This window comes from Rhodopseudomonas palustris BisB18, from assembly GCF_000013745.1.
In the GTDB taxonomy this organism is placed as follows: domain Bacteria; phylum Pseudomonadota; class Alphaproteobacteria; order Rhizobiales; family Xanthobacteraceae; genus Rhodopseudomonas_A; species Rhodopseudomonas_A palustris_F.
The window spans coordinates 3264992-3279629 of the sequence record NC_007925.1 but is presented as its reverse complement, the minus strand read 5'-3'; the positions used below and the strand labels follow the sequence as shown (position 1 = coordinate 3279629).

At 63.2% G+C, this 14638-nt stretch carries 13 protein-coding genes; 11 read left to right on the top strand and 2 right to left on the bottom strand.

Annotated features, from left to right (window positions below):
• Positions 1–165 precede the first annotated feature (165 nt).
• From RPC_RS15010 to RPC_RS15000, 3 genes are all read left to right on the top strand, one after another.
• Positions 166–378 (top strand): hypothetical protein, encoded by a 213-nt coding sequence (locus RPC_RS15010; protein ID WP_041801880.1) that lies wholly within the window; start codon positions 166–168, stop codon positions 376–378.
• Between the two features lie 75 nt (positions 379–453).
• Complete coding sequence (locus RPC_RS26840) at positions 454–864, top strand: hypothetical protein (protein WP_011473436.1); 411 nt, start codon at positions 454–456, stop codon at positions 862–864.
• The gene (locus RPC_RS15000) at positions 864–1727 is read left to right on the top strand and encodes a lytic transglycosylase domain-containing protein (RefSeq protein WP_011473435.1); all 864 of its coding nucleotides are present in this window, start codon (positions 864–866) and stop codon (positions 1725–1727) included. The genes RPC_RS26840 and RPC_RS15000 overlap by 1 nt, the downstream gene beginning before the upstream one ends.
• Positions 1728–1984: 257 nt before the next feature.
• Here RPC_RS15000 and RPC_RS14995 read toward each other — a convergent pair whose 3' ends face one another.
• The gene (locus RPC_RS14995; protein ID WP_011473434.1) at positions 1985–2536 is read right to left on the bottom strand and encodes an RNA polymerase sigma factor; all 552 of its coding nucleotides are present in this window, start codon (positions 2534–2536) and stop codon (positions 1985–1987) included.
• A 382-nt stretch (positions 2537–2918) separates the two neighbouring features.
• Between RPC_RS14995 and RPC_RS14990 the strand changes: the two genes are divergently transcribed.
• The 8 genes from RPC_RS14990 to RPC_RS14955 all read left to right on the top strand — a co-directional run bounded on the left by RPC_RS14990 (position 2919) and on the right by RPC_RS14955 (position 12353).
• Positions 2919–4721 (top strand): ShlB/FhaC/HecB family hemolysin secretion/activation protein, encoded by a 1803-nt coding sequence (locus RPC_RS14990; protein WP_080507340.1) that lies wholly within the window; start codon positions 2919–2921, stop codon positions 4719–4721.
• Positions 4721–6688, top strand: coding sequence for a DUF2341 domain-containing protein (locus tag RPC_RS14985; RefSeq protein ID WP_011473432.1), 1968 nt, complete (start codon positions 4721–4723; stop codon positions 6686–6688). The genes RPC_RS14990 and RPC_RS14985 overlap by 1 nt, the downstream gene beginning before the upstream one ends.
• Before the next feature lie 4 nt (positions 6689–6692).
• On the top strand, positions 6693–7097 hold the full coding sequence (locus tag RPC_RS14980) for an ExbD/TolR family protein (protein WP_011473431.1): 405 nt from the start codon (positions 6693–6695) through the stop codon (positions 7095–7097).
• Between the two features lie 22 nt (positions 7098–7119).
• The gene (locus RPC_RS14975) at positions 7120–7836 is read left to right on the top strand and encodes a TonB C-terminal domain-containing protein (RefSeq protein ID WP_011473430.1); all 717 of its coding nucleotides are present in this window, start codon (positions 7120–7122) and stop codon (positions 7834–7836) included.
• Between the two features lie 41 nt (positions 7837–7877).
• Positions 7878–9761 carry a putative porin gene (locus tag RPC_RS14970; protein WP_157043221.1) on the top strand — a complete coding sequence of 628 codons (1884 nt, stop codon included), beginning with the start codon at positions 7878–7880 and terminating at the stop codon, positions 9759–9761.
• 2 nt (positions 9762–9763) lie between these two features.
• Entirely contained in the window at positions 9764–10357 is a 594-nt protein-coding gene (locus tag RPC_RS14965) for a hypothetical protein (protein WP_011473428.1), read from the top strand.
• Positions 10354–11394 (top strand): peptidylprolyl isomerase, encoded by a 1041-nt coding sequence (locus RPC_RS14960; protein ID WP_011473427.1) that lies wholly within the window; start codon positions 10354–10356, stop codon positions 11392–11394. The genes RPC_RS14965 and RPC_RS14960 overlap by 4 nt, the downstream gene beginning before the upstream one ends.
• A gap of 593 nt (positions 11395–11987) precedes the next feature.
• Positions 11988–12353 (top strand): helix-turn-helix domain-containing protein, encoded by a 366-nt coding sequence (locus RPC_RS14955; RefSeq protein WP_011473426.1) that lies wholly within the window; start codon positions 11988–11990, stop codon positions 12351–12353.
• 302 nt (positions 12354–12655) lie between these two features.
• Here RPC_RS14955 and recQ read toward each other — a convergent pair whose 3' ends face one another.
• Positions 12656–14458 (bottom strand): DNA helicase RecQ, encoded by a 1803-nt coding sequence (recQ, locus tag RPC_RS14950; protein WP_011473424.1) that lies wholly within the window; start codon positions 14456–14458, stop codon positions 12656–12658.
• Positions 14459–14638: the final 180 nt, after the last annotated feature.

Here is a 14638-nt window from a genome sequence, read left to right as displayed (position 1 = left end):
GATCGGAACTGTGGTGCCGATACCCTCTTCACGGGTACTTCAAATCATTTCTCTTATGCGGTCATAGCAAAGATAAGAAACGTCTCTATTGTCACGGAGAGGTGACTGCATTGTGGTGGAGGACCACGTCCGCTGCAGGCGCGGTCTTGTGACCCGGGGGGGCGAATGCGAAGTAGCAAATCGGTCAAGATCAAATATCGCGATCCATCGATACCAGCGGCAAGTGCGCAGGTCTATGAGTTCGATGCAGTGCTGACGAGGAATCAACGGCGTCGCCGGCTGAAAACTCTCGAACAAGAGAACGCCATGCTGGCAAGCGTGATGTCGCAGACCCGGATCGAGATTGTTCGTCTGCGCAAGTTGTTGATGGAGCCGTGACTTGCCAAGGTCGAAGTCGAGCAAGTGAACAGCGGCTCTGAAACCACGTACGGAGCGACGCGAAGGCGAGGGGTCATGGCGACTGCTTATCGGCGTGCGACATTCCTTGGCGGCATAGCGTTCACTGCGGTCGTGCTGATGGGTGGGATGACGACGGTTAGCGCCCAGACATCCGACGGGGCGGCGGAACGACGTGAGGCGATTATCATCGGCGGGACGAAGGCGGTGACGACGCCGTATGAGCGGTGTGTCGAGGTGGAGATCGGCGGCCAAAATGCGCTCGGCTGTCTCAACCAGAAACTCAGACGTGAGGTCGAACGAGTGAGCCCCTCGTTCAACCTGCCGCCGATCGATGCGCGTTCGCCCGATGTTCGTGTCGGCAATGCGAACGAGGCCGCCATACGCCAGCAATACGGCTCCAATTATGGTCGCTCGATCTATCCGTTTCGGCCGCCGCCGCCGGTCTACGTTATGCCGCGTCGCTGATGCCTGGGTATTTCACCGAGCGAGGCGATGAACGGAGGCGTTCATCGCGTTTTGTCGGCCTGGCCGCGGCCGCAGCCTGGCTGCTGGTGTCGTTGGGCGGGGTGGTCGCGGCCGCCCAAGAGGGCGACGGCCAAGGCGATGTCGGTCCCGCTGCGTCGATTGCGAACGACGCCGATGTAGCTCCGGAGGCCGATGTTCCGACGCCTGTGGTATTCGATCCGCCGATCACGAAGCCGCTGACGCAAGCCGATCTGCCGCCGAAGAGTGTGCTGTTCGGCGGCACCGCTCCGCGACACCTCAGCATCGCGTTCAGCCGCGATTGGCGCGCCGGCCGCGACGAATACCGCAGCATTGTCGAGCGGGAGTCGCTCGCCTTCGGCATACCGCCGGCGTTGCTCGACGCGGTGATGGCGGTCGAGAGTCGATACGACCCGGCCGTGATCGGCTTGGACGGTGAGATCGGCTTGATGCAGGTGATGCCCGCGACGGCCCGCATGCTTGGCTTCATCGGTAGCGAGGCGCAACTAGCGGTTCCGGACGTCAATATCCATTACGGGGCGAAGTATCTCGCGGGGGCTTGGCGGCTGGCGGGGCAGGATCTCTGCACCGCCGCCATGAAATATCGTGCCGGACACGGCGAGACCCGGTTCTCCGTCCGATCGGTGGATTACTGCATGCGCGTCCGCAATCATCTGGCCGCGCGCGGCGCCGCGGTCACCGGCGCGGTGCCGCAGCCCAACCTTGGTGAGACGACCGGTCGACGACTTCGCGGTCAACCGACGCTTTTCGGCGCCAAGCTCGATTTTGCGGCGCTGAACGCGCGGCTGCGCAGTGTGGCCGATAAGAATCCCGCGCGCCATTGAGTCGGCTATCCGATGTCGCGATGATGCCGGCGCCGGCCACGATGATAAGAGAATGGCCGCTCATGGCCTCTCATCTCGGGCGCGGCAATGCCGGCGACGCCTAACACGGGCGGTCCGCTAACTTATATCCTATGCGAACCGCAGAACAGCGGCGCAGCGGCGGCGTCCGGTGTCGATCCGACGGCGCATCATATCCGACTATCGTATGGTCGCCGCGGCGGCGCTGAGAATGGGGCGAACGCCCGCCTTATGGCGCGCTAAATATAGGAGGAATCCGAGCGGCGAAGCACGCATTTGGGCGGGAGGGGGCGCTTGAGGCGCTGCGCGCAATGCGCAACCGCTTGTTTAAGATCGGTTTCAACGGTTCGCACAGTGACTCCGAGGCGTTTGGCGATTTCGCGATGGGCGACCCCTTCGACGCGCGAAAGCAGCAGCACATGTCGTCGGCGATCGGGGAGTTCGGCAATGGCGCGCCGCAACAGGATGATTTCGGAGCGATCCTCGGTCACCCGCGCTGCGTCGGGCCGGTCGTCGGGGATATCCAACAGGCAATCGGCCTCGTCGACCGTCAAGCGGCGGCTCTCAGCCCGCAGCCGGTCGTTGGCGATGTTGAGGGCGATGCGGAGCAGGTAGGCCTTCGGGCTTCGCACCGCGACCATGTCGGTCATTGCCTCGAGCCGAAGGTAAGTTTCCTGGAGCACGTCGGAAGCAAAGTCCGCCGAGCCGAAGCGGCGGGTGAGTTGTCGATCAAGTTGGCGGTAATCCGTGAGCAGCAGATCGCGCAAATAGTTGATGGTAACACCACTCATAACACGCCGGCCTTAGCTCATCGATGCAGCTCCGGCTGATAGGTATCGGGCCGCAGCTACAATATTGTGACGGGAATACGATGGTGCTGGAGCGAACATAATGCAAAGAAATCGCTGTCCCGACGCGTAGTGATGTCGCGTAAGGTGCGATACTAAATGTTGATCCCGGTTGACGTCTCGTATGAGACGCGGCTGTGGCCCTGCGCCGCAGCGACTTTTCCATTTTGTTTTCGTGATGGCGCCCCGGGCGACGTCTATCGAATAGGAACGCCGGATCGTTTCGCTAACAAAGCGTTTGCTGCGCGAGTGACTCAGTCACGAGATGCCGACGAGCAAAAGTATCGAGGACTGTGTGAACTCTTCTGGTATCAGTGACGGGACCATGCTGCGCGAGCACAGGCCGCGGTGGGTGGTGGCGTTTGGGATCCGTTCCGGCACGACTGCCGGGCGGGGGTGGCAGATTGCCGCCTGCTGTCTGGCGTTGGCGACCTGCGATGGGCGGTCCACGTTGGCCGCGGCAGCGCCTGCGGAATCGATGACAGGCGAGCCGAATAGAAGCAGCCAAGCCACTGACAGTTCCGCGATTGCGTCGCGACCGGGACGGCCGGCCGGGACCGGTTCGCCCGGTACGAGTTCGAAGGCGGCTGCCTCGGGCACGACGAGCCGCTTCGATATTGACGAGTACCGGGTCGAGGGGGCCGAAAACCTTCCGCAGATCGAGGTCGAGAGTGCGGTTTATCCGTATCTCGGCCCGGGTCGTACCTCGGACGACGTCGAAAAGGCCCGCGCCGCCTTGGAGAAGGCTTACCATGACAAGGGCCTGCAAACCGTGGGCGTCTCTGTTCCGCAGCAGGATGCGCAACGCGGCTTCGTCGTTCTCAAAGTGGTCGAGAACAAGGTGGGCCGGCTGAGGGTCAAAGGCTCGCGCTATTTCGATCTCGCCGAAATCAAGCGCCGGGCGCCTTCCGTCAAGGAGGGGGCGTTGCCGAATCTCCAGGCGGTGACCAACGACATTGTCGCGCTCAACCGGTGGCCGGACCGGCGGGTCACGCCGGCGCTGCGCGCCGGGGTGACGCCTGGCACCGTCGACGTCGATCTCAATGTCGAGGACACTTATCCGCTGCACGGCAGCGTCGAACTCAACAATCGGCAGAGTCCGAGTACGACGCCGCTCCGCCTGAGCGCGTCGCTGCGGTACGACAATCTGTGGCAACTCGGCCACTCGATGACGGTGAGCTATCAGGTGGCACCGCAGAATCCGAAGGATGCGACGGTTGTCTCCGCCTCCTACCTGGCGCGAACCGACTATGACTGGCTGAATATACTGGTCTATGGGCTGAAATCGGACAGTTCGGTCGCGACCGTCGGCGGATCGAACGTCGTCGGCCCCGGCCAGGTGATCGGCTTCCGCGATGTGATCACGTTGCCGACACGGGGCGAGCTGTTTCACACGCTGTCGCTGGGAGCCGACTACAAGGATTTCCAGCAGACCCTATCGCTCGCTGATGGCTCGTTCGATTCGCCGGTGAAATACGTTCCGCTGGTTGCCGCCTACAGCGCGACTTGGCAAGGGGATGGACGGCTGACGCAGCTCAACGCGGCCGTTACCACGGGACTGCGCGGCGCCGGCAGCAGCCCGGAACAGTTCGACGTCAAGCGTTACAAGGCGACTGGTAGCTTCGCTCATCTGCGCGGAGATCTGTCCCACACCCAAGAGTTGCCCGGCGGCCTGCAATTGTTCGGCAAGCTGCAGGGCCAGCTTGCCGATCAGCCGCTGGTTTCCAGCGAACAGTTCAGTCTCGGAGGCCAGGATACCGTGCGCGGGTATCTCGAATCCGAGGTGCTGGGCGATTACGGCGTCGCCGGAACGCTCGAACTGCGCTCCCCGAATCTCGCTCCGTACTGGGAACAGACGTTGGAAAATCCAACTGGCGCGCCAGTGAAATTCAATGTGTTCGACGAGTGGCGGTTCTTCGCATTTGCCGATGCCGGCCATGCCAAGATCCACAATCCGCTCGAGGAACAGCAGCAGCGGTTCGATCTGGCGAGCTACGGCGTCGGCACCCGGGTGAAGACCCTGAGGTACCTTAATGGCATCGTGTTTGTCGGCATACCAGTGACCAGTCAACAGGTCACGGTCGCTCGTAGCCCGCTCGTGAGCTTTCGAATTTGGGGAGAATTCTGATGACGGTCCGTGTCCGAAAATCCTTCCGCTGGAGGACCGTCAGCGCGCCTTTGATGCTTGCGCTGGTGCTGTTCTGCGTGCTGTGGCCCGGTCAGGCTTCGGCGTGGTGGAACGATCAGTGGAGCTTGCGCAAGAAGATCACCATCGATACCGGCCCATCCGGCGCCGGCATCAGCGAGTCGATCGGGACCACGCCGATCCTGGTGCGACTGCACGTCGGCAATTTCCGGTTTGGCGCGGCCAAGGACGACGGCGGCGATCTGCGTTTCGTCGCCGCGGACGACAAGACCCCGCTGAAACACCATGTCGAGAAATTCGACCCGCTGCTTGGCGAAGCGCTGGTGTGGGTCAGCGTCGCCGATCTGAAGCCCGGGACCAAGAACGAGATCTGGCTGTATTATGGAAATCAGAAGGCGCCGGCGGCGGTCGATGCCAAGGGCAGCTATGACCCGGATGCGCTGCTGGTCTATCATTTCGCCGAGCGCGGCACGCCGGCCCAGGACTCCACGGCCTGGGCGAACGCCGCGCAGAGCCTTGTGCCGGGCGCCGACGGCGCCATCATCGGCCAGGGCGCGAGGCTGGATGGACAGACCCCGTTGATGTTGCCTGGCGCGCCGGCATTGGCCGTCGCCGAAGGCGGAGAGCTGAGCTGGTCGGTCTGGCTGAAAATGGCCGCGCCGCAGCCGCGGGCGGTGCTGTTCGCCCGGCATGACGGAGCCAACGGACTGATCATCGGTCTCGACAACGGCGTGCCGTTCGTCGAGGTGACGAACGCAGGGAGCGTCCAACGCAGCGGCGAGGGGGCGGCGATCGCGTCGTCGACGTGGCACCATCTCGCCGTAACCGCCAAGTCCGGCCAGATCGCGCTTTACCTCGACGGCAATCCGTTCTCGACGCTGGCCGCGAGTTTGCCGACGCTGACTGGACCGGCTGCGGTCGGGCGGGATACCCTCGCGACGGTCGCGGAGCCGGCTGCCAGCGCGCCGCTGCCTGACGCATCGGCAACCGATGCTGCGGCGGCTGCCGCAGATCCTGCCGCTGCCCCCGCTGCAGCCGCCACGGTCGGCTTCGTCGGCGATATCGACGAACTGCAGATTGCCAAAACGGCGCGCCCCGCCGGCTTCATCAAATTGGCGGCGATCGGGCAGGGGCCCGACCAGGCGAAATTGATTTCGTTCAGCGTCGACGAGGAAACCGCGAGCTGGATCAGCGGCTATTTCGCCGTGATCCTGAAATCGGTAACGCTCGACGGATGGGTGGTGATCGGAATCCTGGCGATCATGATGGTGATCAGCTGGATCGTGATGATCGACCGGGTATCGTATCTGAACCGGATCGCGAAGGGGAACAGGCTGTTTCTGAAGCACTTTCGCGAGTCGGCGACCGACCTCGAAGGGCTGCTGCAGTTCGACCGCGAGGAGACCGACGCGAGCATCGCCGGAAAGAGCGATACGCAGGATCACAAGGCCATCCATTCCGCGCCGCTTCATCGTCTGTTCCATATTGGCGTCCAGGAAATCCGCCGGCGGTTCTCCGCCAATGGCGGCGGTCCGCGGCTGCTTTCGCCCCAAGCGATCCAGTCGATCCGTGCGGTGCTCGACAGCGGCTTCATTCACGAGACGCAGCGTCTCAACAAGATGATGGTGATGCTGACGATCGCGATTTCTGGCGGACCGTTCCTCGGGCTGCTCGGCACCGTGGTCGGCGTGATGATCACCTTCGCGGCGATCGCCGCCTCCGGCGACGTCAACGTCAACGCGATTGCGCCAGGCATCGCCGCCGCGCTGGTTGCGACCGTGGCCGGCCTCGCGGTCGCGATCCCGGCGCTGTTCGGCTACAACTACCTGACTATCCGCATCAAGGACTCCACCAACGAGATGCAGGTCTTCGTCGACGAACTGGTGACGAAGATGGCGGAGTCCTATCACCAGCAGCCCGATAGACCCCGACGTCAGGCCGCGGAGTAGGACGATGCACGTTCAGTCCGAAAACAAGCCGTATGACGACATCAACATCACGCCGATGCTCGACCTCGCTTACGTGCTGCTGGTGATCTTCATCATCATGACCACGGCGACGGTGCAGGGCATGAAGGTCAACCTGCCGAAAGCGAGCGCGACTCCGAGCCTCGCGCAACAGACCACCAAGGCGATCACCGTCGCCAACGACGGCAAGATCTTTCTCGATACCGTACCGGTGACGCTGTCTGAGCTGGAGCAGCGGCTGGTGCAGCAACGGGCGCTGACGCCGGAGTTTCCGGTCGTGGTGCGCGGCGACAGCCAGACCCAATATCAGAACGTCGTCGATGTGCTCGACCTGCTCGGGCGCCTCAACTTCAACCAGGTCGGCATGGCTACCAAGCCGCTGGTGAGATGAACAGCGGTCGCGAGGACGGGCGATGACTTTCAATGACGATGACGACGACGAGGACGCTGGTCCGTCGTGGCGCCGCTATGCGCTGATGGGCGGCACCGGCGCGTGCGTCGTCGCGCTGCTGGCCGCGGGCGTACTCACGCTGCTGAGCGGCGACAAGGATCCGCCGCGCAAGGTGAGCGAGCTGACCATCATCAATGTCGCGCCTCCGCCGCCTCCGCCTCCGCCGCCTCCGCCACCGCCCGAGCAGCAACCCGAACAGAAGATGGTCGAGCAGACGCCGGTCAAGCAGGAGATCGAGGATAGGCCGGTCGATATTCCCAAGGATTCACCGCCGGATTCCAACGATGCTCCGCCGGGACCGCTCGGTCTCGACGCCGCCGGCAACGGCCCGGGCGATCTGCTTGGCCGGCCTGGCGGACGCGGCCTGATCGGAGGCGGCGGTGGCGGCGGCGGCAACAGCCGTTGGGGTTGGTACGCCAGCATCGTCCAGACGCAGATCGAATCCGCCTTGCGGGCGAATGAAAGAACCCGTCATGCGGTGATGCGGATCCAGGTCCGGCTGTGGCCGGACGTGATGGGCCGTATTACCCGCGTGCAACTGGTGTCGTCGACCGGGAATAGCGAACTCGACGCGGTTATCCGCGATCAAATTCTGAGCGGCATGACGCTGCGCGAGCCGCCGCCCAAGGACATGCCGATGCCGATCATTGCCCGGGTGACTGCGCAGAGCCCGACCTGAGCGTCAACTATGCGCGCCATCGGCGCGTGCGAGCGTTATCAATGAACTGTGAAGCGAGAAGGGTTGGTTTGATGTGGCGTTCTGAAATGATGATGCGGGGGGTTGTGCCGATCGCGGTCGCTGTGGTCGCGCTCGCGGGTCCCGCTGCCGCGCAGGATGAAGCCGACATGCGGGGCAAGCGGCCGACAGTGTCGCGTGCCGCTGCGCCGTCGTCCAACGCCACGATCAATCTGATCAACCTGCTGGTGAAGCAGGGTGTCCTGACCGAGGAACAGTCGGTCGCGCTGATCAAGCAGGCCGACGACGAGGCCTACGTGGCGCGTCAGGCGGTGCGCGACGCCGCCATCAAGGCCGACGGTGCCGAGAAGGCCGCGGCCACCGCCACCAGTGCCGTCTCTCCGCCCGGCACCAAGCGTGTCGTCTACGTTCCCGAGATCGTCAAGAAGCAGTTGCGGGAGGATATCAAGCGCGAGGTGATGGAAAAGGCGGAGCGTGAGAACTGGGCCTCTCCGGGCAGGTACCCGGAATGGGCGCAACGGATCCGGTTCTATGGCGACGTCCGGGTGCGCGGCGAGGGCGATATCTACCCCAAAGGCAACGCCGGACAATGGGCCGTCAATTACAACGCCATCAACACCGGAAGCCCCTACAACACGCTCGGCGTGGGGGCGAATTACAATCCGTACTTCTGGCCGACCTATAACACCGATCAGGATCGCACCCGCGCCCGGTTGCGCGCGCGGCTTGGTATGGAAGCCGATTTGTTCGACGGCTTCAAGGCGGGCTTTCGGATTGCGACGGGCGACAGCGGTTCGCCGGTGTCGTTCAATCAGACCCTCGGCGGCTCCGGCGGAAATTTCAGCAAATACGGCGTCTGGCTCGATCGCGCGTTCATCAAATACAGCCTGTGGAACGATTTCACGTTCCAAGCGGGGCGCTTCGACAATCCGTTCTTCAATGCGACCGATCTCGTATTCCATCGCGATCTCGGTTTCGACGGCGTGGCCGTCCAAGCCAGATATGATGCCTGGTCCGACATTACGCCGTTCGCCGCCGCTGGAGCGTTCCCGATCTTCAACACCGATCTCAATGTGGGGTCGAATTTCGATTTTGCCAATTACGACGCGTTGCCGTCAAAATCGCGAAGCAACGACAAGTGGATGTTCGGCGGCCAAGTCGGCGGCGATGTCCGCTTAGTGCCCGACATCGATTTCAGATTCGGGGCCGCATATTATGACTTCACCAACGTGCAGGGTCGGCTCTCGTCGCCTTGTTATGTGTTTGGTTCGATCGATGTTTGCGATACCGATCTGACCCGTCCGTCATTTGCCCAGAAGGGCAATACCTACATGCAGCTGCGCGACATCATTTACTATCTCGACAGCAGCGGCAATCAGTACGGCACATACCAATATTTCGGCCTTGCGTCTGCGTTTCGTAACGTGGTGCTGAGTGGGCGGCTGGATCTGGGGCAATTCCATCCGGTGCACGTCGTGCTCGACGGCGAATACGTCCGCAACGTCGCCTGGGACAAGGATGATATCGCCGCCAAGGTGTTGGCGAACCCGCTGCCGACCGCGGCGACATCGGGCTGCACGTCGACGACGAGTTGCAACGCAGTTTACACGGGAGGCAACCAGGGCTGGCTGGCGCGGATGACGGTCGGGTACCGTGAGCTCAGGCAGTTTGGGGACTGGAACGCGCACGTCGGTTACAAGTGGCTGGAGTCCGACGCCGTAATCGACGCATTCGCCGACTCCGATTTCGGTCTCGGCGGCACCAATTTGAAGGGTTACTTTCTCGGCGGCAACCTCGCGCTCGGACCGAACGTGTGGGCCTCTGCACGCTGGCTGAGTGCCAACCAGGTGGCGGGCGCTCCCTACGCCGTCGATATCTTCCAGCTCGACCTCAACGCACGGTTCTGATCATGCGGCAGCTGCTTTCATATCTCATCATTGCCTTGGCGCTCGTTGCTGCAACGGCCGCGCGCGCCGAAAACGAGACCGATCGTCTGCGCGAGGCGCTTCGCAGCGTGACGGCGCAGCTGCGCTCGCTGGAAGATGCACGGGCGGTGCAACAGGCCAAACTGACCGCGGCCGAGCAGGAACGCGACAGGCTGCGCAAGCAGAACGAGGCGTTCCGGGCTCAGGTCAAGGAAGCCGAGCAGGCGTATCGGCAGGCGGTGAGGGATTTCAACGACCGGCTGGCCGAGCGCGACGACGCGCTGGAGAAATGGAAGAGCGCCTATGGCGAGGCGGCAACCGTCGCCCGCACCAAGGACGCCGAGCGCGCCAAATTCGAGGGCACGGCGACCGCATTGAGGGCCAGCAACAAGGCCTGCGAGGCAAAGAACGCCCAGCTCCTCAGGGTCGGAAACGAGATCGTAACGCAATACGAGGCGATGAACCCCATGGAACAGATCTGGGACCACGAGCCGGTGCTCGGCCTGAAGCGGGTCGATCACCAGAACGCCGCCCAGGACTTCCGCGACAAAATCCTCGATCAGAAGGCCACGCCATGAACAAATACACAATCACCGCTGGAATGCTGGTCGCCCTGGCGGCCTCGACGCCTGCCGCCATGGCGCAGACCCGAACGCCGCTTCCGCCGGCCCCGGTTCGCTCAACCGCGGTACAGCCAGCGGCGGCGCCAGCGCAGCCAACGACGGCGCATGTGACGCCAGCCCAGCAACCGTCATCGTCTGTGGCGAAGGGCGGCGAGATCGTTGCTCGGATCGGCGAGAACGACATTACCGCCGAGGAGGTGCGGGCGGCCATATCATTCCTCGATGCTCGTCAGCAGGCCGCTCTGGCGCGCGATCCCGCACAACTCAGCCAGACGGTGCGGGCGATCCTCGCCAACCGCCTTGCGCTCAAAGAAGCGCTGGCCAAGAAGTGGGACCAGCAACCGGTGATCGTGGCCCAGCTTGCCCGCGTTCGTGAAAGCCAGATCGTCGAAAGCTACCTGCAGTCGCTTACCACGCCACCGGAGAGTTATCCGAACGAATCCGAAATCAAGGCCGTCTATGACGCCAACGCCAGCGCCTTGATGGTCCCGCGTCGCTTCCAACTCGCGCAGATTGTAGTCGCGGTCGCGAAGGATGCCGACAAGGCCGCAGAAGACGCCGGGCGGAAGAAGCTTGATGATGTTCTGAAGAAAGCGAAAGCTCCCGGTGCAGATTTTGCGGCGCTGGCGCGCAGCGTTTCCGACGACGCCGCCACGGCCGAACGCGACGGGGAAATCGGCTGGGCTGCCGAGCCCGACCTGAAGACTGAAATTCGCAGCCAGATCGTCGGGCTTGCGAAGGGCGCTATCTCGGAGCCGGTGCGGCTCGACGACGGTTGGCACATTCTCAAGCTGCTGGACACTGAGGCGTCGCGGCTGCGGTCGTTGTCGGAGGTCAGGGATGCGCTGGTGCAGCGCATCCGCGCGGAGCGCGCTGATGCCAATCGTCGCGCCTATATGGCTGAATTGCTGAAGCAGACGCCTCCCGTGATCAACGAAATCGCGCTGTCGAAACTGCTCGAGGCAAAGCCCGACGCGACGTCGGTCCGTTAGCAGGATCGCGAACGGGCTTCAGGCAGGTCGGCAGCCGGAACGTCGCTGTCAGAAGTGGTCCCAAGCGCCAGCTATGCGGTGTGCGAGGTCGGCTTAGTACCACGCGAACCGCATTGCTGATGCAGGCAGCGTCTGGAGATCATGGCTTGTTTGATGTCTGGGACGTGGCTCCGGCATTGCTGCGTCGGTCCAGGCTACGGTGTACTATATCGAGCTGCCGATAACATAGTGGTATAACATTATCGTGTTCCTGCGAGAGCTCTTTGGGCGGCGGGGTCCGTGATGTCTGCCTCGCTTAACACGTTTTAACGAGGCTGTCGGGGCGTTGATCCGATCGATCGTAAGCGATCAACAGACCGAAATACCTTTCACATCCTACCGTCCAGCGTTGCGCCGCGAACCTGCCCATGGCCTGCCGGTAATCCCATCGATCGGCTGTTCCTTGGCCCGATGGCGCTGCCGGCAGGCCGGCCGCGGAAACCCGTGCCTGCCCGAATTCTTCCAGCCCACTATTGAAATCTTTATGGATTCGAGCTTACTGAGAGAGCTTGCTGCACTTTCGGTGAGCAGGAGTCGGATCGGAGAAGATAGAAATGGTCGGCAAGAGGCATGCGTCGGAAGAAATTGCGACCAAGCTGGCGCAGGCCGACGAGCTCGCAGCGAAGGGCAAGACGCAGCGTGAGATTTCAAAGGCGCTCGGCGTCAGCATCATGACATATCATCGCTGGAAGAAGATGCCGGACGCAACCGTCGGTTCGGTTGGACGGGGGCGCGGCAAGTCGGAAGCGAAGCCGCAAACATCGAGTGTTATCTCGGCGGAAGAAATGATCAAACACCTGGAATTGGAAAACGCTCAGCTGCGACGGATTGTGACAGATATGTTACTTGAAAAGCTGAGGCTCGAAGAAGAGCTTCGCTCGCGCCAGCAGGTGCGCCTTCGTCATCCCGAAAGACAATAGCGTGGCTGCCCAGCTCGGTGCAGGTCAGACTCGACGTTGGTGAGACTTTGCGACGCAGTCAGAAGGTCGCGGTTGTGGCGTCGATCCGTCATTTGCAGCGGCATCGAGGTGAAGCTGGCCTTCGGCAGCGCTGCAAGACCACGTTGCGCCGGCGGTAGCGTTGCGGCGACGGCCATGATCCAGCGGTGTCGCGCGAGCCGGAGAGCGAAAACCGGGCGCCCCGTCTGGTTGGGCCATCGACCGCTCCCGCGGCGAGCGCCCCCAACAGAGCGGTCGTCCCCCGGCATCGGCCGGCAGCCGAGCTATCGCCCGTGCTCGGCAATCACGGCGAGAAAAGCGGCGCCGTAGCGATCCAGCTTGGCCTCGCCGACGCCCGGGACCTTTGCCATCTGGGATCGCGAGCCGGGACGCGCGGCGGCCATTTCGATCAGCGTTTTGTCGTGGAAGATCACGTAGGGCGGCACGTTCTGCATGCGGGCCAGTTCGGTGCGCTTCTCGCGCAAGGCCTGAAATAGCGTGCGGTCGGCCTCGGGCAGGGCGGTCGAGGCCTGGGCGCGGACACCCTTGGCCTGCGTGGCGCGCGGCTTTGCCGGAACGCGCAGCATCAGCACCGGCTTTTCGCGCAGGAACCGGCGGCCCGCCTCCGAGATCGACAGCCCGCCATGGCCGGTCAGGTCGACAGCGATCAGGCGAAGCGCGATCAATTGGCGCAGGATCGCGCGCCAAGTGCGGCTGTCGTGCTCCTTGCCGATGCCAAAGGTCGAGATGCGGTCGTGCCCGGACTGGGCGATGCGGTCATCCGCGACGCCCAACAGCACTTGGACGATGTAGGCCTGACCGAAGCGCTCTCCGGTCCTGTAGATGCAGGACAGTGCCTTCAGCGTCGCGACCGTGCCGTCGAAGCGTTGCGGCGGCTCCGCGCAGGTGTCGCAGTTTCCGCAAGGGGCGGAATGGTCGCCAAAATAGGACAGCAGCACCTGGCGGCGGCAGCCCGCCGTCTCGGCGAGACCCAGAAGCGCGTCGAGCTTCTGTCGCTCCATGCGCTTGCGTTGCTCCGGGGCGTCGGACTCCTCGATGAAGCGGCTGCGCAACGCGATGTCTTCGTGGCCGTAGAGCATCAGCGTGTCCGACGGCAGGCCATCGCGACCGGCGCGCCCGGTCTCTTGGTAATAGGCCTCGATGCTGCCGGGCAGATCGAGATGCACGACGAAGCGCACGTCGGGTTTGTCGATGCCCATGCCGAAGGCGATAGTGGCCACCATGATGACGGCCTCTTCGCGTTGGAAGCGGGTCTGGTTGGTCTGGCGTTGCGCCTTGTCCATGCCGCCGTGGTAGGGCAGCGCGTTGTAACCCTCCTCGCAGAGCCAGGTCGCGGTTTCTTCCGTCTTGCGCTTCGACAGGCAGTAGACGATGCCGCTGTCTCGCTCGTGCTGCTTCAGGAAGCGCTTCAGCTGCGCCCGCGGATTGTCCTTCTCCGCCATGGCATAGTGGATGTTGGGGCGGTCGAAGCCGGCGACGAAGGCATCGCTTTTGGCGATCTTGAGATGCGACAGGATCTCGGCGCGCGTCGGCGCATCGGCCGTCGCCGTCAGGGCCATACGCGGCGTGTCGGGAAATTGCGTGACGAGCGCGTCGAGTTGACGATAAGAGGGGCGGAAATCGTGCCCCCATTGCGATAGGCAATGCGCTTCGTCGATGGCGATCAGCGACAGCGGCGTGCGGCGCAGCAGCTCCAGAATGTCGGGTCTAAGCAGCGTCTCTGGCGCGACGTAAAGGAGATCGAGCCCGCCGCTCGAGATGTCCCGCCACAAGGCGTGTCGCTCGTCGCCCTGCAGGTCGGAATTCAGCGCCGCGGCCGTGACGCCGGCCTGCCGCAGCGCCGTCACCTGATCGGCCATCAGGGCGATCAGCGGCGAGACGACGAGGCCCATGCCGGGTCGGGCGATCGCGGGGATCTGGTAGCACAAAGATTTGCCGCCGCCCGTCGGCATCAGCACGAAGGCGTTGTTGCCGGCCATCACATGGGCGACGATGGCGGCCTGGGGGCCGCGAAAGGCGTCGTAACCATAGACGGTTTTCAGGATCTGCAGGGGATCGGCGGTCACGGCGGCTCGGAGAAGAATCGGAAGGAGGGGCTTTCATAACAGGTTTGCCGTCGGCCCGCCCGCTAGGGCTAACCCGACGCTTCGTTGGCTTTGAAGCTGATCCTCAGATTTCAAGCGATGGAAGGCAAGGGTTTGTGTCGGCCAGCGGGGTTCGATTATCTGCGAATGACGGCATTTTGG

What these genes read in the sequence shown, in the direction of transcription:
- RPC_RS14965 (WP_011473428.1), top strand. Translation starts at nt 9,764, where the DNA reads ATGCGGCAGCTGCTTTCATATCTCATCATTGCCTTGGCGCTCGTTGCT.
- RPC_RS26840 (WP_011473436.1), top strand. Translation starts at nt 454, where the DNA reads ATGGCGACTGCTTATCGGCGTGCGACATTCCTTGGCGGCATAGCGTTC.
- RPC_RS14955 (WP_011473426.1), top strand. Translation starts at nt 11,988, where the DNA reads ATGGTCGGCAAGAGGCATGCGTCGGAAGAAATTGCGACCAAGCTGGCG.
- RPC_RS14970 (WP_157043221.1), top strand. Translation starts at nt 7,878, where the DNA reads ATGAACTGTGAAGCGAGAAGGGTTGGTTTGATGTGGCGTTCTGAAATG.
- RPC_RS14995 (WP_011473434.1), bottom strand. Translation starts at nt 2,536, where the DNA reads ATGAGTGGTGTTACCATCAACTATTTGCGCGATCTGCTGCTCACGGAT.
- RPC_RS14985 (WP_011473432.1), top strand. Translation starts at nt 4,721, where the DNA reads ATGACGGTCCGTGTCCGAAAATCCTTCCGCTGGAGGACCGTCAGCGCG.
- RPC_RS14960 (WP_011473427.1), top strand. Translation starts at nt 10,354, where the DNA reads ATGAACAAATACACAATCACCGCTGGAATGCTGGTCGCCCTGGCGGCC.
- RPC_RS15010 (WP_041801880.1), top strand. Translation starts at nt 166, where the DNA reads ATGCGAAGTAGCAAATCGGTCAAGATCAAATATCGCGATCCATCGATA.
- RPC_RS14980 (WP_011473431.1), top strand. Translation starts at nt 6,693, where the DNA reads ATGCACGTTCAGTCCGAAAACAAGCCGTATGACGACATCAACATCACG.
- RPC_RS14975 (WP_011473430.1), top strand. Translation starts at nt 7,120, where the DNA reads ATGACTTTCAATGACGATGACGACGACGAGGACGCTGGTCCGTCGTGG.
- RPC_RS14990 (WP_080507340.1), top strand. Translation starts at nt 2,919, where the DNA reads ATGCTGCGCGAGCACAGGCCGCGGTGGGTGGTGGCGTTTGGGATCCGT.
- RPC_RS15000 (WP_011473435.1), top strand. Translation starts at nt 864, where the DNA reads ATGCCTGGGTATTTCACCGAGCGAGGCGATGAACGGAGGCGTTCATCG.